General features: G+C 37.2%; 17 protein-coding genes, 1 tRNA gene and 1 pseudogene. 7 read left to right on the forward strand and 12 right to left on the reverse strand.

The window, feature by feature from the left end; translation table 11 throughout:
• The 4 genes from WBN20_RS04025 to WBN20_RS04040 form a co-directional block, all read left to right on the forward strand.
• Positions 1–645: T9SS type B sorting domain-containing protein (locus tag WBN20_RS04025; RefSeq protein ID WP_424280789.1), on the forward strand; the 645-nt coding region annotated here is incomplete at its 5' end.
• A gap of 20 nt (positions 646–665) precedes the next feature.
• Positions 666–1,607: a PorP/SprF family type IX secretion system membrane protein gene (locus WBN20_RS04030; RefSeq protein WP_424280790.1), complete on the forward strand. Its 942-nt coding sequence runs from the start codon at positions 666–668 to the stop codon at positions 1,605–1,607.
• A 44-nt stretch (positions 1,608–1,651) separates the two neighbouring features.
• Positions 1,652–2,011 carry a dihydroneopterin aldolase gene (gene folB, locus WBN20_RS04035; protein WP_424275436.1) on the forward strand — a complete coding sequence of 120 codons (360 nt, stop codon included), beginning with the start codon at positions 1,652–1,654 and terminating at the stop codon, positions 2,009–2,011.
• Between the two features lie 47 nt (positions 2,012–2,058).
• Positions 2,059–2,132 (forward strand) — tRNA-Cys (locus WBN20_RS04040).
• Between the two features lie 56 nt (positions 2,133–2,188).
• On the opposite strand, the gene WBN20_RS04045 is transcribed toward WBN20_RS04040, so the two are convergent.
• Genes WBN20_RS04045 through rnr form a run of 3 tightly spaced genes read right to left on the reverse strand, consistent with a single transcriptional unit; the run spans position 2,189 to position 5,795 of the window.
• Entirely contained in the window at positions 2,189–2,854 is a 666-nt protein-coding gene (locus tag WBN20_RS04045) for a LysE family translocator (protein WP_424280791.1), read from the reverse strand.
• A gap of 17 nt (positions 2,855–2,871) precedes the next feature.
• Positions 2,872–3,552, reverse strand: coding sequence for a head GIN domain-containing protein (locus WBN20_RS04050; RefSeq protein WP_424280792.1), 681 nt, complete (start codon positions 3,550–3,552; stop codon positions 2,872–2,874).
• Between the two features lie 56 nt (positions 3,553–3,608).
• Positions 3,609–5,795, reverse strand: a complete 2,187-nt coding sequence (gene rnr, locus WBN20_RS04055; protein WP_424280793.1) for a ribonuclease R — start codon at positions 5,793–5,795, stop codon at positions 3,609–3,611.
• A 613-nt stretch (positions 5,796–6,408) separates the two neighbouring features.
• On the opposite strand from rnr, the gene rpiB reads away from it, so the two are divergent.
• From rpiB to WBN20_RS04070, 3 genes are read left to right on the forward strand one after another with little or no spacing between them, the layout of a single operon-like run.
• Positions 6,409–6,840, forward strand: coding sequence for a ribose 5-phosphate isomerase B (rpiB, locus tag WBN20_RS04060; RefSeq protein WP_424273707.1), 432 nt, complete (start codon positions 6,409–6,411; stop codon positions 6,838–6,840).
• 9 nt (positions 6,841–6,849) lie between these two features.
• Positions 6,850–7,773, forward strand: coding sequence for a cation diffusion facilitator family transporter (locus WBN20_RS04065; RefSeq protein ID WP_424280794.1), 924 nt, complete (start codon positions 6,850–6,852; stop codon positions 7,771–7,773).
• A gap of 3 nt (positions 7,774–7,776) precedes the next feature.
• Positions 7,777–8,217 carry a GNAT family N-acetyltransferase gene (locus WBN20_RS04070; protein WP_424280795.1) on the forward strand — a complete coding sequence of 147 codons (441 nt, stop codon included), beginning with the start codon at positions 7,777–7,779 and terminating at the stop codon, positions 8,215–8,217.
• A 42-nt stretch (positions 8,218–8,259) separates the two neighbouring features.
• Here the strand turns inward: WBN20_RS04070 and WBN20_RS04075 are convergent, their stop codons facing one another.
• From WBN20_RS04075 to WBN20_RS04115, 9 genes and pseudogenes are all read right to left on the reverse strand, one after another.
• A complete protein-coding gene (locus WBN20_RS04075) occupies positions 8,260–9,777 on the reverse strand; it encodes a sodium:solute symporter family protein (RefSeq protein WP_424280796.1) in 1,518 nt (505 codons plus the stop codon).
• Positions 9,777–9,899: a hypothetical protein gene (locus WBN20_RS04080; RefSeq protein WP_424280797.1), complete on the reverse strand. Its 123-nt coding sequence runs from the start codon at positions 9,897–9,899 to the stop codon at positions 9,777–9,779. The genes WBN20_RS04075 and WBN20_RS04080 overlap by 1 nt, the downstream gene beginning before the upstream one ends.
• Position 9,900: 1 nt before the next feature.
• Positions 9,901–11,379: an acyl-CoA synthetase gene (locus WBN20_RS04085; protein ID WP_424280798.1), complete on the reverse strand. Its 1,479-nt coding sequence runs from the start codon at positions 11,377–11,379 to the stop codon at positions 9,901–9,903.
• Positions 11,380–11,428: 49 nt separating this feature from the next.
• Positions 11,429–12,490, reverse strand: a complete 1,062-nt coding sequence (locus WBN20_RS04090; protein ID WP_424280799.1) for a Gfo/Idh/MocA family protein — start codon at positions 12,488–12,490, stop codon at positions 11,429–11,431.
• 110 nt (positions 12,491–12,600) lie between these two features.
• Positions 12,601–14,709: a PQQ-binding-like beta-propeller repeat protein gene (locus tag WBN20_RS04095; RefSeq protein ID WP_424280800.1), complete on the reverse strand. Its 2,109-nt coding sequence runs from the start codon at positions 14,707–14,709 to the stop codon at positions 12,601–12,603.
• A gap of 84 nt (positions 14,710–14,793) precedes the next feature.
• Positions 14,794–15,654 (reverse strand): fructosamine kinase family protein, encoded by an 861-nt coding sequence (locus WBN20_RS04100; RefSeq protein WP_424280801.1) that lies wholly within the window; start codon positions 15,652–15,654, stop codon positions 14,794–14,796.
• A 35-nt stretch (positions 15,655–15,689) separates the two neighbouring features.
• On the reverse strand, positions 15,690–17,333 hold the full coding sequence (gene glgP / locus WBN20_RS04105; protein ID WP_424273682.1) for an alpha-glucan family phosphorylase: 1,644 nt from the start codon (positions 17,331–17,333) through the stop codon (positions 15,690–15,692).
• Between the two features lie 90 nt (positions 17,334–17,423).
• Positions 17,424–18,206, reverse strand: a complete 783-nt coding sequence (locus WBN20_RS04110; RefSeq protein ID WP_424280802.1) for an SDR family NAD(P)-dependent oxidoreductase — start codon at positions 18,204–18,206, stop codon at positions 17,424–17,426.
• A pseudogene (locus WBN20_RS04115) lies at positions 18,203–18,967 on the reverse strand (SMP-30/gluconolactonase/LRE family protein); the annotation flags it as partial. The gene WBN20_RS04110 and the pseudogene WBN20_RS04115, both read right to left, overlap by 4 nt.
• Positions 18,968–19,192 lie beyond the last annotated feature (225 nt).

Here is a 19,192-nt window from a genome sequence, read left to right on the forward strand (position 1 = left end):
GATCCATCAGTACTGGGTTCAGTGATGTATGCTTTAGATTCAACAGATCCTGCAGATATGCAATTGAATCCAGACTTCAGAAATACCAGCCCGGGAACTCATTTTATTGCGATTTCCCACGCTAATGGTTGTGTACAAACGGTTGATTTTGAAATTATGTCATTTGAACCATTGACATTGGTTCTGGAGCAGAATAATCTTAATGAGATAACGGCAATAGCAGAAGGCGGGGTAGAAGATTATACTTTCTACTTCAACGATGATAATAATGGTACAGATAACACCTATTATATTACAATGACTGGTACATATACAGTTACTGTAATAGATGAAAATGGGTGTGAGGTGTCTGCGCAAATATTTATGGAATTTATAGATATAGAAATTCCAAATTTCTTTACCCCTGACGGTGATGGCATGAATGATTATTGGATACCTGACAACATTGAAGGATACCCCGAAATACTAATAAAAATATATGATCGTTATGGTAGAGTAGTCGCGGAGGAATCAATAGTACCAAATGGCTGGGATGGCATATATCATGGAAATGAGTTGCCCACGGGAGATTATTGGTACCTCATTAAGCTAAATGGTGAGCGCGATGAAAGAGAATTTATAGGACATTTTACCCTGTATAGATAGAAAACTTAACCTAAAGAATTATGGGCAAGAGATTGCTATATTTATTATTGTTGTTGTGCGTGTCGGTCACTAGCGCGCAAGAGCTTACGCTTCCCCAACTATCACAGTATTTGGCAGATAACCCCTTTGTTATATCGCCAACATATGCGGGAATAGGTGATTATATTAAAGTTCGAATAAATGGTCTGACTCAATGGGTTGGTATAAAAGACGCCCCAGACACACAGTCTTTGGCTGCCGACGGCAGGATAGGTAATCGTTCCGGGGTAGGTATGATTCTTTATAATGATAGCAATGGAGAAACCAAACAACGAGGGGCAAGACTGTCCTTTGCTCATCACTTAACTTTGGATAGGTATGAAGATGAATTTCTTTCATTTGGTCTTTCATACAATTTCAATCAGTTTAGGATAGATATTGAAAATTTTGATGGTTTGGACCCCAGTGTTACCGATGACCGTTCTACAACAAACCATAATTTCGATGTTGGTGTTTTGTATAGAAAGGATAAGTTTTTTGCCAGTCTAAATGCTTCAAACATCTTAGACAAAGATTTAACTAAGTTTAATCCTATATCAGAGCCTAACCAATTAAGGAATTATTATCTGTATACAGGTTATAGGTTTAGTAAGAAAAAAAGCAATTTTGAAATAGAGCCATCTATTTTCTTCCAATGGTTTGAAAGTGACGGGCGATCTGTAACCGATTTGAATGCAAAATTCAGGTGGTATGATTTTGAAGACTATTACTACGCCGGTGTAACTTATCGTTTTCTTAATGATCAGATAGGGAGCCCGTTATATATAGCGCCCTTAATTGGACTTAAAAAAAGTAATTTTTATTTCGGCTACTCATACCAGATTATATTGAATGAAATACTTGGCTTTAGTACAGGTACTCATGTAATCACAATTGGGGTAGATCTCTTCCAGGGGATTAGTAATTGCCGCTGTACTTATTAAAAATCTCAACAGTTTAAGTTAAGTTTGCAAAAACTTAATGAATCGTGGGTAAAATTACAGTACGCAATATTAGAGTTTATGCCTATCATGGGTGTTTAAATGAAGAACGTCTTATAGGAAGTGATTATCTTGTCACTGTAGAAATTTTCACTAAACTGGAAAAAGCATCCACTTCAGATAGTTTAATTGATACTATTGACTATGTGTTTATCAATAGCATAGTTAAGGAAGAAATGAAGATCAGTTCAAATCTTTTAGAACATGTCGCGAAAAGAATTATAAATCGTGTTTTTAATGAAATTAAAGCCGCTGAGAAGATTGTGGTTGCTGTTTCTAAAATAAATCCGCCAATTAGGGGTGATGTTGAAATGGTTACAGTAACACTTAAAGAAAAGAGACCTTAAGTTTCTTTTTCTAAGTAGGAAAAAATAGTACCTTTGCGCCTTTAAACGGCATCGTGGCCGAGTGGCTAGGCGCAGCTCTGCAAAAGCTTGTACAACGGTTCGAATCCGTTCGATGCCTCCAGAACCCCTCAATTAATGAGGGGTTTTTTATTGATGGCGCTTCAGGGGGTTTGATGCCTATTCTCTTATATATTCAATTCCCTGCTCTATGTTTAATTTGTCTTTTGGCAAAAAGCCTTTAATAATAAGTACAAGTCCGCATATAACCAGAATTACCCCCAGGGCTTTCTTAACCAAACGTATCCTTTCTGTAGTAAGTTTACGCCGAAGTTGCTTTGCCAGTAGTATTTTGAAGATGTCCGTAATTAAATAGGCCCCCAGCATTGTTGAAAAGAATACAATAATTCTATTGGGATCGTTGTTAAGGCTTGGTCCCACAATTATAATAACACCAAGCCAAAATACAAGCACTCCAATATTAATAAAATTAAGCAGGAAACCTTTGATAAAAAGACTTAAGTAACCACCTTTTCTTGGTTTGATATCTTGCCTTCCTTTTACATAGTCCCTGTTAAAAAAAATGGTAAGGCCGTAAATAAGAAGAATTACACCCCCAAACACATAAAGGCCCGGTTGATTACTTAAGTTTTCCAGTAATTGGAAACTACTGAAATATGCAATTGTAAGAAAAATTATGTCGGCAAGAATAACCCCCAGGTCAAAAATTAAACCTGCTCTAAATCCCTTTGTTGCACTAGTTTCCAGTAGCACAAAAAAAACAGGCCCAATCATAAAGGCTAATAAAAACCCCAGTGGTATCGCTGCCTGAATATCTTCTATCATTAAACTATAGAATTCCTTTACATTCTTGTTACTTTACCTCCAAAAACAGTTTTTTCGTCCATTTTCGTCGGATCACCATAAACCAATACTTCTCCTCCGGCTTTTACGGTAGCCTTTACATAATCTGAAGCGAAAATCTCCGCGTTGGATCCCGCATTTACATTTACGGTAGTAAATTTTGTTTTAAATTCCTTTCCTAAATATGAACCTCCCGTATTAATTGCTACATCTTGTACATCTGATGTTCCTGAGGTGGCTATAACTCCGCCTGAAACAGATCTGATTAACATTTGTTCCACTTCAGCCTTTATTCTTAACTCTCCGCCCTCCTGAGCTTTTAATTCAATTACTTCCTGACTAATCATATCTTCCGAGGTAATTCTGGCATCTTCATTAACATCAATTACAAGTAAATTCTTTGAATAATACAGATTTACAAATGTCCTGTATCCGCTAAAAAGCTTGGTTATCTGCATGCGTATTTTAAGGACCCCATCTGTATTTACAATATTAACCTTATCTGAATTTGCTCCTGTAATTACAGCTTTATCTTCATTTGATTTTATTAAGTTCACAGATATACCATCATACGCTTTAACCTCGGTGAAATTTGTCAATTTTATATTGATTTTTTCATCCTGAGGTCTTACCGTCTGCATAAAAAACAGCAAGAAAACAAAGAGCGTTACTTGTTTCATCGTGTTGGTTTTAGTGCTTATCTTGATTAAACAAATTCTATTCCAAAAATTAGTTATTATTCAGGTTTACCCAATAATGAGAAATCTAAATGACGTTTTATTAAATCTGAGCTTTTTACCATTACTATCACCGTGTCGCCCAGCTGATATTTTTTATGTGTGCGTTCACCAATTATAGCATATTCTCTTTCGTCAAAGGTATAATAATCATCTTTTATATCTCGTATACGTACCATGCCTTCACATTTATTCTCAATTATTTCAACATAAATTCCCCATTCTGTAACTCCTGAAATAACACCTTCAAATTCTTTATCTTTATGATCTTGCATGAACTTTATCTGCATATATTTAATAGAATCGCGTTCCGCGCTGGCAGCCAAACCCTCCATGTCTGACGAGTGTTTACACAATTCCTCATAGATTTCCTTTTTAGGAGATTCACCTCCATCTAAATAATGTTGTAATAATCTATGCACCAGGACGTCCGGATAACGCCTAATTGGTGATGTAAAATGTGAATAATAATCAAAAGCCAGGCCGTAATGTCCAATGTTATCAGTGCTGTAAATTGCTTTACTCATACTTCGAATAGCCAATGTGTCTACAAGATTTTGTTCTTTCTTACCTTTAACATCCTCCAGAAGCTTGTTTAAAGAGCTGCTAACAGTTTTTTTATCATTTAAGTTAAGCTTATGTCCAAAACGTGAAATAATACTGTTTAGTGCTATTAATTTTTCTTCATTAGGCTGATCATGAATTCTATATACAAATGTTTTTGTTGGTTTTTGTTTTCCAATAAACTCTGCTACTTTGCGATTGGCCAACAACATAAACTCCTCAATAAGCTTATTTGAGTCCTTTGCCTCCTTAAAATAAACTCCCTGCGGTTCGTTTTCAGAGTTAAGATTAAACTTAACTTCCACTTTATCGAATGAAATAGCTCCGGAAGCCATTCTTTTATTCCGCATTTTTTTAGCTAAACTATTTAAAGTGTTGATTGCATAAATAGTATTCTCACCTACAGTGTAGGCTTTGTTTCGTATTGAAACTGTCTCAGGAATTGATTTATCACCAGTTTCTATTATATATTGTGCTTCCTCATATGCAAATCGTTCGTTTGAATTAATAACAGTACGCCCAAACCATTGATTTTTTATTGAACAATTGTCATCTATTTCAAAAACAGCAGAGAATGTATATTTATCCTCATGTGGGCGTAATGAACAAGCGTTATTAGATAATACTTCAGGTAACATTGGTACAACTCTGTCTACCAGATAAACCGATGTCGCTCTTTCATAAGCTTCCTCTTCTAATACAGTATCTGGTTTTAGATAATGTGATACATCTGCAATATGAATTCCAATTGAGTAATTACCATTCTGTAAAACTTCAAACGACAAGGCATCATCAAAATCTTTTGCATCCTTCGGGTCAATTGTGAATGTAAGAAGTTCTCTTAAGTCTTTTCTCTTTAGAATTTCTTCCTTTTTTATTGAAGTATCTAAGGTGTTGGCATAATTTTCTACTTCTGCGGGAAATTCAGATGGTAATCCATATTCAGCTAATATGGCGTGAATTTCTGTATGATGTTCACCTGGTTTTCCAAGTATTTCAATTATTTTACCAGATGGTGATTCCGCTTTATCGGGCCATTCAATAATTTCTACAAGTACTTTTTCACCATTCTTTGCTTTACCGACGTTCTCAGGAGATATAAATATATCTGTATACATTCTTATATCGGTAGGTCGTATAAAAGCGAATGTCTTCTGTAAATCTACTATACCAACAAATCTTTTCTTTTTTCGCTCCAGAATTTTTTTAATTTCTCCTTCTGGTTTTTTATTACTTTTCTTATTAAATATATCTACTTCAACTATATCACCATGGAAGGCCCTGTTTATTCTATTATAGGGTACAAATACATCATTCTCTAATTCATCAACAACAACATAGGCGTTTCCCCTTGCTGTAATATCCACTTTTCCCTGGTAATAATTTCCATTTGTAATTGCCTGGTATTTCCCCCTTTCATTTTCAAGTATTCTTTTTTCATTTTTTAATTCACCTAATCTTCTAATCAATAAATTTCTGCTTTCAGTATCAATAAGCTCAAGTTTAGAAGCAACTTGTTTATAATTAAAGCTTTTTGATGGCTCCTTTTCCAGGACAGTGAATATACCCTTAGTAATTTCATTTTTTTTATGGCCTTTAGCTCGTTTCTTTTTCTTCGACATTTAATCCTTTATTTGCGTGGAAAATTACGAATTATTATCCATAGCATTCTATTCACTAAATTACATTTCGATAAATTCCCTTTCTAAATAACATATCAACACTTATTACAATTATTATTATTTCTTTATTTAATTTATAAAAAAAATGATGGTTATGATTGCTTGTTAGTAGTGCGTATAAATTTTTTATAGGATTGTTGCTATGAACAAGTAAATGAGTTTATTGACAATTTAAATATTACTATATATTCTAAGAGTCAATTACTTAAGTGTTTTATAAACGACTATTAATAACTAGTTTCAACACAATTTACTTATAACTAAATATTCTATTTGTGTTAACTAGTATAGTTTTATTATTAATATCTTTCTACTAATTAATAAGAACAAGATTTCTTAAATATCAATAGGTTTTGTAAAGCATTTTTTAAGGCAGATTATAAAAATTATTACTCACTTCTTATCCTCCGGTTATTAACAAATTCGATAAATAAACAATAATCTGTTAACCAATTAGTTACGGTTTTTTTATAAATTACTATGTTAACAATATTAAAAATAATCTAAACCAAAGGTATTTGTAACTTTGTATTAACTGAAATACCCTTATACTATGAAAATTTCAATTGGTAATGATCATGCCGGTACGGAATATAAACTTGCAATCGTAGGTCTTCTCAAATCTATGCGTATAGAAGTAATAAATCATGGCACGGACGGCACTGATAGTGTAGATTATCCTGATTTTATTCATCCTGTTGCGGCTGACGTTGAAAACGGGAATGCCAATTCAGGAATAATCATTTGTGGTAGCGGGAATGGAGCTAGTATGACGGCTAATAAACATCAGGGCGTTAGAGCAGCGCTTTGTTGGAACAGAGAAATAGTAGAATTAGCCAGGGAGCACAATAACGCTAATATACTTAGTCTTCCGGCTCGTTTTATTTCACTTAATCAAGCTTTAGATATGGTAAAAACTTTTATTAATACAGAATTTGAGGGTGGGAGACACGAGAGAAGGGTTGATAAAATACCTTGTTCCTAAAGAAGTTTTATGGGCCACTCACATTCTCATACCCACTCACACACCCATAATCATAAAGATTTAAAAGGAAGAAACCTTTTTATTACAATATTCCTCAATATTATAATAACTCTGGCCCAGGTAATTGGTGGAATTATTTCCGGAAGCCTCTCCTTATTATCAGATGCCCTCCATAATTTTAGCGATGTACTTTCTTTGGTTATAAGTTATATAGCAACCAAATTATCAAAAAGAAAAGCCTCTGTTAACAAGACTTTTGGTTATAAAAGGGCAGAAATAATTGCCGCTTTTGTTAATTCGTCGACTTTAATCATAGTATCTATAATATTAGTAAAAGAGGCTATTGAAAGATTTGTAAATCCGGTTGAAATTGAATCAAACCTGGTTATTTGGTTATCATTGTTAGGGATTATAGCAAATGGATTTAGCGTTCTTTTAATTAAGAAAGACGCGGAGGTAAACATGAACATGAAATCTGCATATCTACATTTATTTACAGACATGATGGCATCTGTTGCGGTACTTATAGGAGGTTTATTAATGAAATTTTATGCACTTTATTGGGTAGATCCGGTCTTAACTATATTAATCGCAATATATCTGGTTTATATGGGTTATGACCTTTTAAAGACATCTACGAGAGTATTAATGCTTTTTACCCCTAACACCATAGAGATTCAGCAAATAGTAGCAACTATAACCAAAATTCAATCTATAAAAAACGTACACCACGTGCATGTCTGGCAGCTAAATGAAAATGAGGTACACCTGGAAGCACATATAGATTTTGACGAAGACATCAACCTTTCAGAATTTGATAAGATATTGGAAAAAATTGAAGAAGAAGTCTATCATAAATTTGGTATAAGTCATTTGAACATTCAGCCGGAATATGGAAAATGTGATAGTAAAAAAGTTATTGTACAGGATTAAGCAATGAACGTTAATATTAAATCTTTTCAAGAACTAAGTATACTTGAATTATATCAGATTCTTCAATTGCGTACTGAGGTTTTTGTAGTGGAGCAGAATTGTGTATATCAAGATATGGACGGTAAGGACACAAAAGCTTTGCATATTATTGGTAGAGATCAAAATGAGATAATAGCTTACACCAGAATTTTTAGACCCGGGGATTATATGGACCATGCCTGCATAGGCCGTGTCGTAGTCAAAAAGTCAGCAAGGAAAGGCGGGTCTGGTAAGGAAATAATGCAAGCCTCCATTAGAGCTGTTGAAGATAATTTTAATACAAACACAATACATATTTCCGCACAAACCTATTTACAAAAATTCTATAATGAATTGGGATTCACTGCTGTTGGAGAAACTTATCTGGAAGATGACATTCCACATATTCTTATGGTAAAAGAATAGTCTGATTTCTGTACGAACAATATTGTAATTTCAATAAATTCTTTAGTCAAACACATTGGCCAAGTGCTTTTGGTCGGGCCTTCGTTTTTTACTTAATAAGCTCACAAGAACATAAGTTATCAGGGAAAACAAAAAAGCAGGGATAATCTCGTGTATATCTTCTAGCTCGGCATACTTAAACCGAAACGCGAATCGCCAGATAATGTTTACCAACATACCTACAACCATTGAAGCCAGGGCACCGAGGTCTGTACCCCATTTAAAATAAAGACCACCAAAAATAGCAGGGAAGAAACTCGCTGCAAAAACAGCCCCTGCAAATGCTGTGAGCTCTACTATTCCCGCCATTGGATATAGGGTAAGAACATAGACCATTAGGCAATAAATTCCCATAAACCATTTGGTCCTGGGTATAATTTTGTTAACCGGCATTGGTTTTAGGACATGCCATATGTCATTTACAAAAGCAGTTCCTATAATAATGATAACCGACGCCAAAGAAGACATGCCTGCGGCGAATAATCCGGCAACACAAATTCCGCTAACAAGTTTATTGTCAAACTTATTTAGCATAAATCCAATAACTTCATCAGTGTTATTAATAAGATAATTCGCTTCTTCAACAGATGTCATTCCATGAACCAAAGCACCCAGCCCCATAACGCAAACAAGAGAAATACCTAAAAAAATAGGAGTCCAGATCATTGCGAACCGCATACTTTTTGCATTATTTATAGAGTAAAACCGGATAAGATTTTTAGGCTCTGAAATCTGCTTCATACCAATCGAGAGCCCAATTCCAAGAATATATAGAAAGGACACTAATTTACCAAAAACAACAAGACCGTTACCTATGGGTTTACCAGATTTTGAAAGGTGTTCAGTGTAAGAGATGCTCTCCAGGACATTATCAACGCCCCCTAAATAAATAAAAGGGACCATCAACATTATTATTGCTACACCAAACATAATAATTCCCTGAACGGCATCAGTCCACAAAACACTATACATTCCGCCCCAAATAGTATATACACAAGTAATAAAAATGATTGCAAAAGCACCATATTCATATGGAACATCCAAAACAGAAGTAAGAACATGAGCGCATCCTTTGGCTATACCCACCATATACCATATTGTCGCAAAAAGGATTATAAACGCAGACAAAACACGTATGCTTTTAGCTAAGCTGCTTTTATAGCGTAAATGAAAATAATCGGGAATTGTAAAAGATTTCAAGCGCGCTGTTTGATACCTCATTCTAGGCCCTAAGAGCTGCCATGAAATTACACAGAAAAACGTCCAAATTAACCCCATCCAAGCCCATGAAAGCCCATATTGGAACGATATACCGGCCTGACCAATATAAGTGTTAGTACTTGCTGATGTTGAGAAAAAAGCAAGAGAAATAACCCAACCAGGAATTTCCCTTTTAGCAACAAAATAACCCTCTACACCCCGCTTTGCTTTCTTCTTAAAATGCCATCCGATATACAGGCAACCCGCAACATAAACTGCTGTAAGGATTAGTGTTATATAATGTTCTTTGAAATAGTCCATTACATTGCCGGGCTATCATCCTCATTCCGGTCTACTTTAATATCTCTTTTCATAACCAGAATGGTATTTATGACAACCAATAAGATGATACCTACATAAGGAAACAGGGTTAAAAAATCCATATTAGAAAAGCGGTTTAAGTTCTTTTTTGGTTACTTTACCTAAAACATTTCTTGGGAGTTTATTTTGAAGGATATATTTGCGTGGAATTTTATAAGCAGGCAACTTTGTTCTAAGCCATTTAGAAATTTCATCAAAATCCAAAGACTTTTTATTTGAAACCAAACAGGCTGCAACTATCTCTCCCCATTCTTCATCTTCTACTCCAATTACAGCAGAATCATCTATGTCATTGTGCGCTCTTAAGACGTCTTCAATTTCTAAGGCTGAGATCTTATACCCGCCAGATTTAATTATATCTACACTATCACGGCCTAAAATTTTGTACATCCCACGATGAAACATTGCAATATCGCCGGTTATAAACCAACCGTCCTCAGTAAAGGCATTTTTTGTAGCTTCTTCTTTTTGCCAGTATTCTTTAAACACACAAGCTCCTTTAATTTGAATTTCTCCAGGCGCTCCTTCATCAACAATGTTATTATCCTTATCTGCTAAGCGCAACTCTACCCCGGGTAATGGAAGCCCAACATATCCCGGGCGTCTCTCTGACCGATATGAATTTGAAAGCCCCATGCCAATTTCTGTCATTCCATAGCGCTCCAGCAGAATTTGCCCGGTAATAGACTTCCACTTTTCTAGAACAGGAACCGGCAAGGCAGCAGATCCGGAAACCATTAGCCGTAACCTGGATGCTGCTTCAGACAATTTGAGTTGATTCTCTGTATTTTGGCCCTCCCAAAAGGTAATTAACTTATAGTAAATTGTAGGAACAGCCATAAAAAGAGTCATCTTTCCTGATAGAATAACCCGCCAAACTTTTTCAGCATCGAATTTTGAATGAAACTCACAACACGCACCGCTCCATAGCGCACAACTCAATACATTGATAATACCATGAACATGGTGCAACGGCAGAATATTTAGAATATAATCTTCCTTTTGCCATTCCCACGCCTCCACCAGGGTTGTAATTTGAGATTGTATAATAGCATGAGTGGTTACCACGCCTTTGGGCTTATTTGTGGTTCCACTGGTATACAACATCATAGCTCTTCTGCTGGGTAATATCTCAGGAAGGGTTGAAGAATTCTTTTTAAAGATCTCCATTAAAGGAATGATAAACAGGCCTGAGTTTGCTTTAAGTGGTTCAAGAACATCCTGAAAATCTTCATGTACTATTATAATTTTGGCGCCGGAATCTGCTATAACATACTCCAATGCCGGCAATGGGTGTTGTACACATAAGGGCACTGCAATTCCACCTGCTGCCCATATTCCCCATTGAACGGCCGTATATTCAAAGGAGGGAGGTACTAAATAGGCTATCCTGGATTCATTTAAATCTGGTGAATTATTTAAAATATTGGAGGCAGCAACAGATGATTGGACCAACAATTCTTGATAGGTGTAATTGTTTCCATTAGAAACAATAGCAGTTCTGTCTTTATATAATTTGGCTTTTTGGAAAAGATCTATCATGGTTTTATAAGTTGCCGGGAATATATTATATCAAAAACACGCATATAATTTACAGACGAACTGTTTCGCCCGTTCTAAAAGATTTATCCGCCGCAAGAACTATTTTTAAGCTGTTGATAGCATCAGATAAATGATTGGTTAAGTCAAGATCTTCCTCAATAGATTTTAAGAAATATTCTTGTTCCAGTAAACATAGCCCGTCATGATCGGGCTCATCCTCGGTATTTATTAACTCGTCTTTCTTTAGAAATTTCCCCTTTGCATCCAATCCGCTAAAATGTAAAATTAACCCTCCGGTTTTAGTATGTCCCTCAATATCATCTGAATCGCCCTTTTTTTCATCCACAATTGAAACGCAGCCTTTGGGCCCAATTACATCCTTTACAAAAAACGCGGTTTCACTAATCATAGGTCCCCAACCCGCTTCATACCAACCAACAGAACCGTCATCAAAACGTACTTGTAGCTGCCCGTAATTATACATATCAGCACTTATCTCTTCTGTTAACCGGGCTCCAATAGCACTTACACTCACAGGTTTTGCCCTCGTCATTAAACACATAATATCAACGTAATGCACCCCGCAATCAACAATTGGCGACATAGATTGCATTAGTTGTTTGTGAGTATACCACTGGTCTTCAGAGCTTTGTTGATTAAGGTTCATGCGCATCACCAGTGGTTTACCAAGGGATTGCGCCGTTTCCACAAATTTTTTCCAGGCCGGGTGAACCCTTAAAATATAACCAACAACTAATTTTTTCTTTTTTCTTTTTGCCAATTTAACGAGTTCTTCAGCCTCTTCGACTGTTAAGGCTATAGGTTTTTCAACAAACACATGCGCACCTGCTGCCAGACTTTCTCTTACGTAGGCCGCGTGGGTATCCGGATAAGTACTTATGGCGACAGCATCGGGTTTGGTAGTGGCTAAGGCCTTTGTAAAATCGCCAAATTTAGGCAAGCCACCCAATTCATCAGAAAGTCGCTCCCGGCTCTGTGGTGTTCTACTCACTAAACCCACAATTTCAAACCCAGCTAGTTTGTCGTAAGCACGGGCGTGGCTGGTTCCCATATTTCCACAACCCACAACAAGGATTTTAGTTTTTCCCATATTCAGTTTGTTTAACACTAAGGTTTAAAAATAGCATGCTTTTTATATATCTAAAACCAAACCCCTTAATTTAGGCGGCACAAGGCATCACTATTCTAAAACGGGTTATACTAATCTAAAGAAAACGCCACTATTTGATTTCCTTTTTCTGTGCCCAATTTTTCCCCTCCACAGGCAATAGCAATATACTGTTTCCCATTAACCTGATACATTGCTGGTGTTGCAAAAGCCGCAGCGGGTAACTTATATTCCCAAAGAACCTTTCCGTTATGTTTGTCGAACACCCTGAAGTAACCGTCTTTAGTGGCCCCTATAAATAACAGGCCATTTTCTGTAACAACGGCGCCGCCATAATTTTCAGTTCCGGTTGTTGGATATCCCTGATTTTTTAATTCGGGAGTTTCACCGAAGGGTACAGACCAGATAAATTCTCCTGAATTGAGATCAATAGCATGGAGGGTTCCCCATGGAGGTGAAATAGCCGGAAGACCATCACTGGTCAAAAACTTATTGTACCCCTTATGTTTATAGAGAATTTCTTCAGACGCAGCAAGGTTGGATCCTACCTCTTTTTTGTCATTTTCATCCATCAGAAAACTGCCAAGACCTTCTTTTTCTATTGATGTTAACTGAGGAAAACCGGTCATCATACCTTTTCCAAGTTTAATTTGTTTAAGCAACTCCTCTTTACTTAATTTATCGCTAATATTTATCAAAGACGGAAATCCACTTGCAGCCATTCCACTCCTGTCTTTTTGGTGACAAACAGCACAGTATTTTTGATAAACACTTTCGCCATAGGAAAGACCTTCGAGATCAGGTATGTTTTCTTCCATTTGCATGATCCACGGCATTTCATTGGAATTAACATATATAACACCATTTTCCGGATCAGCTGAAGCACCTCCCCATTCGGCCGCACCATCATATCCTGGGAATAGCAAAACCGGATTCAGGCCGGGCGGTGCATATATACGCTTATCTGCGTTATTTAGAATTGCCTTTAGTTCTTCCTGGTTTTTAGCATAAGGGTTGACATCATTTTCTGTTAATTCTGAAGACTGACGCGCAAAGGGCTTGGGAGAAACCGGAAATGGCTGTGTTTCCCACGCTTTTTCTCCTTTTAGAGACGAGGCGGGGACAGGTACTTCATCAATATCAAACAAGGGTTCGCCGGTTTCTCTGTGAAAAACATATACATAACCCTGTTTTGTAACCTGGGCCACAGCCGGTATTTTTTTACCACTTCTGGTAATAGTAATTAAATTAGGAGGTGCCGGCGGGTCCCTATCCCAAATATCGTGATGTGTGAGTTGAAAATGCCATAGTCGCTTGCCTGTTTTTGCATCCAAAGCCAGCAGGCAATTGGCAAATAAATTACTTCCTTTTCGTATGCCTCCAAAAAAATCCGGAGCAGCAGAACCTGTAGGTACGTAAATAATACCTCTGGCTTCATCAACCGCCATTCCCGCCCAATTGTTTGCAGCTCCAACCAAGGGGTTTGTATCTTCCCAGGTTTCACTACCCGCCTCCCCCGAAAGAGGAATGGTATGAAAAACCCACTCAAGTTTTCCTGTTTTAATATTAAATGCCATAATGTTCCCGGGCGCAGCGCCCACATCCTCAGAAACCCTTAATGGCATAATAATTAGGTCTTCAAAAATTGTCCCTGGTGTATTTGATATAACAAACTTATCTTTTGCCGTTTCTGGCATACCTTTATGTAAATCAACCTTCCCATTAACCCCAAATTCCATAATGGGTTTTCCAGTGATGGCGTTTAGCGCAAATAATTCAGGACCTTTTGTGAACAGAATTCGTTTATCTTCTCCTTCCTCCCAATAGGAAACACCCCTGCTGGTTGAATGCCACACTTGCAAAGAATCACCATAGCGCCAGATTTCTTTGCCGGTTTCAGCCTGAAGAGCAACTACCCTAAGAGCTGCCGTAACACCATATAAAATGGTATCTACAACTATGGGATTCATTTGCATTTGGCCATAGTCCGGGGCTTCATATCGCCAGGCAATTTTCAGCTTACTTACATTTTCTTTCGTTATTTTGGAAAGGGTGGAAAAGTGATTTCTATCCGGGCCTCCTAAGTAAGAAGACCAGGTAATGTATTTTGATTTCTCCTCAACGGGTTTTTCTGAATTTTGACAACCAGAAACAAAGAGGGCTATAAATAAGCCAATACAATAGTAATTCCTTAAAATCATTCTTCTATACTTTGCTGTTTTTAAAAGTATTAAAAGAATCTAAATTTAGCTAGCGATATTATCACATTAGCAATACAGATTTTATCAGAAATGTACTTGCAGGATTTTTTTAACAGATTTGTAATAGGATTTTCCAAATAAGTTGAGGTGAACCAGCAAATAATAAAGCTGATAGATTGCCATACGATTAGATTCACCTTGTTGGGAAGGGTTAATTTCAAAATATGAAGAGTAAAAAGAAGAGCCAAAACCACCAAAAAGGCGCGACATGGACAAGTCCATTTCGCTATGTCCAAAATATACAGCCGGATCTATAAGATAAGGCTCGCCATTTTCGGCGATTAAGTAATTGCCGCTCCATAGATCGCCATGCAACATAGATGGCCTAACATCTGTACAATAGGCGCTAATAACAGATTGAAGTTTATCAGCGTTCGGAACATCTTCTGTTGTCAGGAACCTGCGATTGATAGCAGTTTGAAATTGGGGGCCTAAACGTTCTTTTAAATAAAATGAAATCCAATCATCATGTTTCTGGTTTGACTGCGGCAAATTCCCAATAAAATTTGGATTTTCCCAACCATAAAAATTGGAACCCACTTGAGGCATTGCCGCAAGTTGAACTCCAAACTTTTCCAAATCCTTTACTTCCGGGTTTTTGGAGGCCACATACTCCATTAACAAACAAGCTCCTTTTTCCAGTGCATTAACAGAGTAAACTAGTGGAGTTTTTACAGTTTTAGTTTGGTCAATAGCCTTTAAGCCATCTACTTCTGCTTCAAACATAGATTTCGCTGCGGAAGAACTGTTGATTTTGCAAAATACACGATCAGAATTTGTATGTAGGACATATGCCCTGGAAATATCTCCGCCGGAAACAGGCACACAATTTTTAACTTTGGTTCCTATGAGCGCGCCTATAAAATCTTTAAGCTCAGCATTCATTTTTCCTAATTAAAAAGACTAGCAGGCATTCTCTTCTATTTATAAAGAATATTGTAATACTCATCAGCCATTCTGCGGCTTGTAAAGGCTGGTACAACGCCATCTATTCCTTTAAAAACCATTTCCTGCCATTTCTTCGGATTGTCATAAAAAATTGGAAGAACTCGTTTTTCAAGGGTATTATAGAGATTTTCACTGTCAAATTTATCCTGTTCCCAGGCAGGAGATTTATAATCCGCTTCGGGAAGAACGAATGAATTTTCTCCATCATCAGCAAATTCAGGAATCCAGCCGTCGTTAATTGTTAAGTTTATGGAGCCATTCATAGCAGCTGTCATCCCGCTGGTGCCAGAAGCCTCCCTGGTAATTCGGGGAGTATTCAACCACACATCTGAACCTGTTTTAAGCTTTCGGGAAAGTTCCATTTCATATCCAATAAGGACCGCCATATTCGTTTTAAATTTTGTATAATTTACAAGGTGATTAAACATGTCTATAGAATAATAATCTGTAGGATATGGTTTCCCTGCCCAAATAACCTGAATTGGATAGTTCACTGAAGAAGCAAGTTTTTCGAAACGCTCAAGATCATATAATAATAGATCTGCCCGTTTATATTGAGCAAATCTTCTTGCCCAGACTATGGTAAGAACATTGGGATCAAAAAGTTTCCCAGTCTGATCTAACACAACATCAAAAAGCTGGGATTTTAATTCTATTTTTCGCTTTTTAAACGCCTTTTCATTAAGGCTCTTCCATGCCTTAGCAAGAACGCCATCCTGCCAAAAACGCTGGTTTTGGGAATTGGTTATAGGGATAATTTTGCTTGTCCCCTTAAAGCTATTCCACATATTGTTAGCTACAACAGCGTGGAGTTTGGAAACAGCATTGACCCTTTTAGCCATTCTAAGTGCGGAAACCGTATAGTTTAGCATATCATCATTTACCACTTCTTTTTGAAGCTCTTCTTCCGTAAGCGTTCTTCCAAAGAAACCACAACTATTCAGAAGATGCCCATTTCGCTCCATATTACCAGCTTTTTCGGGTGTATGTGTGGTAAAGAACATTTGGTTTTTGGTAATTCCAATATTACGCAGGTAATAAAATGCAGGCAATGCATGTCCTTCATTTAAATGATATATATCTGCCCCGCCTAATTCCTGTACCACCTTGGCGCCTCCAATGCCAAGAACAATATTTTGCGAGATACGTGTTAATGTATTGTTGTCGTATAAATGGTCTGTAATGGTTTTAGACAAATGGTCATTACCAGGGACGTCTGTGGTAAGCAGATAAATTGGAACAGAGCCAAACACTTCTGGCTTTAGAACGTATGCCCGTACTTTAACGGATGGGTTATCGTGAATTTTTACCTCTACCTCTATTCCGGAATCTTCAAGGAAATTATAATGTTTTTCAATAAAACTAGTTTGTAAGGTCTGGTCCGTGTTTCGGCCCTGGTCATAATATCCATATTTCCAAAGCATTCCTATGCCTATCATATTTTGCTTCAATTCCATTGCTGAAATCATATGAGATCCTGCTAGATATCCGAGGCCTCCGGAATAGATCTTAAGAGCCTGATGAATACCAAATTCCATACTAAAATAAGCTGCCTTTTTTTTATATTTTGTGTTGGTTTTATAAGGATGATACCATGTATTGTATTTACTTGACATAAAAGAGTTTTTTTTAAGAGGCCACTAATTTAAAATAATAGAAATGAAACAAGAATGAAAGAATCTTTTTTTTTGATATTATAGCATAAACTACTCCAGGTCTTCGGGATAACGGCCAATTGCCGTCCAACCACCATCTACGACCAAGGTTTGGCCATTTATATGCGCTGCCCCTTCTGAAAGAAGAAAAAGACAGGCTTCTGCCACATCATTTGGTTTGCCAACGATACCTCTTGGGATTAGTTTACCCCAGGTTCCGGCATAGTCTGGCTCTTCCTCTTTTGTACGCTCAGTAAGGGTTGCACCCGGAGCAATTGCATTAACGGTAATTTGGTAAGGCGCCAGGGCAAGCACCAGGCTTTTTGCCATCATTTGCAAGGCAGCTTTGGTCATTGAATAGGCTGTTAAATCTGGATATCCCTTGATTCCCGTAATAGAGGACATCAGAATTACTCGGCCCCCATCCCCTTGTTTTTTCATAATTTCTCCGGTTTTCTGCACCAGAAAAAAAGCACCTTTCAAATTAAGCCCTATTACTTTGTCGAATTCCTGTGGTTTAAATTTAAAGAAATCCCCAAATAGGGTTATTCCGGCATTTGGAATAACAAAATCTATTCTGTCATATTGTTCCAATGCAAAATGAACAAGCCTATCGACAACCTGAACATCTCCTGCATCGCCAATAAAAACTGAACAACTGTCGGGAAATTTTTGCTTCAGACTCATCAATTTGTTCTCGGCCACCTTTTCATCTAGTTCATTTAGAACTGCTCTTGCACCATTTTTCAGCAATAACTCAGCAATGGCATACCCTATTCCTATACCTGCCCCGGTTATAATTGCCACTTTTTCCTTTATTCCTGTGAAGATCATAGATTACCTTTAAAACAATTAACCTTAAAACCACCAATTTTTGCCTTATAGCTAAAGAGCCCTCCACTATGCGGGTATAACCTAAGACTTTCTTCTGACATGCCAGTCCGGGCTGTTGTAATATATAACGTTTTCAGGTCTTTTCCCCCAAAGCAGCAGGAAGTGACATGAGGCGCATCAACAACAATTATATCTTCAACTTCTGCTGTTTTTGGGTTCCAGCGTCTTACACAACCACCACCCCAATGAGCAATCCATAGCATCCCTTCCTGGTCAATTGTCATTCCATCCCCTCCACCATAAGATTCAGGGATTTTGAATAGGGTTCTCCGGTTAGAAATTTCACTGCCAGAAATATCAAAATCATATTCCCAAACCTCATAAACGGCAGTATCAATATAATAAAACTTGGTCTTATCGGGAGACCAAGACATCCCATTTGAAATTGATGTATTCTTAATTTCTAAGGACACTTTTAAATCTTTATCCAGCTTAAATAGATTACCATAACCACGTTTAAGATTTTTGTGCATGGTTCCTATCCAAAAGTTGCCGTTAGAATCACATTTACCATCGTTAAACCTTAAATTTCGATCGGAGTTTTCCAGGACAGCAAGGCGCTTGAGTTCATTGGTCCGATAATTAAAGGAGGCAATGCCAGTCTCCATCGCCAAAAGTAACTTTCCCGTACTAACCGGGATTACCGCACCTATCATTTCATCAAAACCCCATTCAGTATTCTTAGCGGTATTTATGTCATACCTATGAAGGACCCCCGCCTATATCTCAACCCAAAATAGCTGCCCAGATTCATCATCCCAAAAAGGACCTTCTCCAAGAGTTGCCTTTGCATCATAAACAAGATTTGCTTTCTGCACTCTCAATAAATATTTAAATCGTTCTTTGTTTCTGAGTTCCAAGCCCTTCAATACTTAACTCAACCAAATCTCCTTTAGCAAGGTAAGATGGTGGATCCAAGCCTATAC

This window comes from Eudoraea sp. (assembly GCF_049665975.1).
Lineage (GTDB): Bacteria > Bacteroidota > Bacteroidia > Flavobacteriales > Flavobacteriaceae > Eudoraea.

Coding starts and splice junctions, on each gene's coding strand:
- WBN20_RS04030 (WP_424280790.1), top strand. CDS start 666: ATGGGCAAGAGATTGCTATATTTATTATTGTTGTTGTGCGTGTCGGTC.
- WBN20_RS04045 (WP_424280791.1), bottom strand. CDS start 2,854: ATGATAGAAGATATTCAGGCAGCGATACCACTGGGGTTTTTATTAGCC.
- WBN20_RS04050 (WP_424280792.1), bottom strand. CDS start 3,552: ATGAAACAAGTAACGCTCTTTGTTTTCTTGCTGTTTTTTATGCAGACG.
- rnr (WP_424280793.1), bottom strand. CDS start 5,795: ATGTCGAAGAAAAAGAAACGAGCTAAAGGCCATAAAAAAAATGAAATT.
- rpiB (WP_424273707.1), top strand. CDS start 6,409: ATGAAAATTTCAATTGGTAATGATCATGCCGGTACGGAATATAAACTT.
- WBN20_RS04065 (WP_424280794.1), top strand. CDS start 6,850: ATGGGCCACTCACATTCTCATACCCACTCACACACCCATAATCATAAA.
- WBN20_RS04070 (WP_424280795.1), top strand. CDS start 7,777: ATGAACGTTAATATTAAATCTTTTCAAGAACTAAGTATACTTGAATTA.
- WBN20_RS04075 (WP_424280796.1), bottom strand. CDS start 9,777: ATGGACTATTTCAAAGAACATTATATAACACTAATCCTTACAGCAGTT.
- WBN20_RS04080 (WP_424280797.1), bottom strand. CDS start 9,899: ATGGATTTTTTAACCCTGTTTCCTTATGTAGGTATCATCTTATTGGTT.
- WBN20_RS04085 (WP_424280798.1), bottom strand. CDS start 11,379: ATGATAGATCTTTTCCAAAAAGCCAAATTATATAAAGACAGAACTGCT.
- WBN20_RS04090 (WP_424280799.1), bottom strand. CDS start 12,490: ATGGGAAAAACTAAAATCCTTGTTGTGGGTTGTGGAAATATGGGAACC.
- WBN20_RS04095 (WP_424280800.1), bottom strand. CDS start 14,709: ATGATTTTAAGGAATTACTATTGTATTGGCTTATTTATAGCCCTCTTT.
- WBN20_RS04100 (WP_424280801.1), bottom strand. CDS start 15,654: ATGAATGCTGAGCTTAAAGATTTTATAGGCGCGCTCATAGGAACCAAA.
- glgP (WP_424273682.1), bottom strand. CDS start 17,333: ATGTCAAGTAAATACAATACATGGTATCATCCTTATAAAACCAACACA.
- WBN20_RS04110 (WP_424280802.1), bottom strand. CDS start 18,206: ATGATCTTCACAGGAATAAAGGAAAAAGTGGCAATTATAACCGGGGCA.